Origin of the sequence: Caballeronia terrestris (assembly GCF_001544515.1) — a bacterium.
Taxonomy (GTDB): Bacteria; Pseudomonadota; Gammaproteobacteria; order Burkholderiales; family Burkholderiaceae; genus Caballeronia; species Caballeronia terrestris.
In genome coordinates, this window is record NZ_FCOL02000625.1 from 1 (window position 1) to 545 (window position 545).

Annotated in this window: 1 protein-coding gene; it reads right to left on the reverse strand. The window is 55.6% G+C overall.

Annotated elements, in window-relative coordinates; genetic code table 11:
• The coding region (locus tag AWB67_RS39270; protein ID WP_143746867.1) for a cation transporting ATPase C-terminal domain-containing protein at positions 1 to 545 on the reverse strand (545 nt) is incomplete at both ends.

Here is a 545-nt window from a genome sequence, read left to right on the forward strand (position 1 = left end):
GGCACATATATCGTCATCAGTTGTAAGAAGAGGGTGAGCAGGACCGCGGCAAGCAAGGGACGGTTTGAAAGTAGGCCTTGTTCGAACAGAGACATATGTTCTGATCGGCTGGCGAGCACGTGGCCCATCTGAGACAGGGTCAGGACGGTAAAGGTCATCGTCTGCCAGTGCGCAGATGACTGATGGATGGCATATGCTTGGGTAAAAAGTGAGATAGCCGCCATCGACAGTCCTACCCACAGGACGTGCTGCCAGATGCCGTGTGCGAAAAGGCTTTCATCGGGCGGCCGTGGCGGCCGGCGCATCAGTCCTTTCTCCGCCGGCTCGACCGCAAGCGCAAGGCCCGGTAGGCCATCTGTTACAAGGTTGATCCACAGGATGTGAATCGGGAGAAGCGGGATCGGCAAACCGAGGAAGGGCGCGAGAAAGATGGTCCATATTTCAGCTGAATTGCACGTCAACGCGTAACGTACGAATTTACGAATGTTCTCGTAAATTCGCCGTCCCTCTTCGACAGCGGTGACAATCGTGGCGAAGTTGTCGTC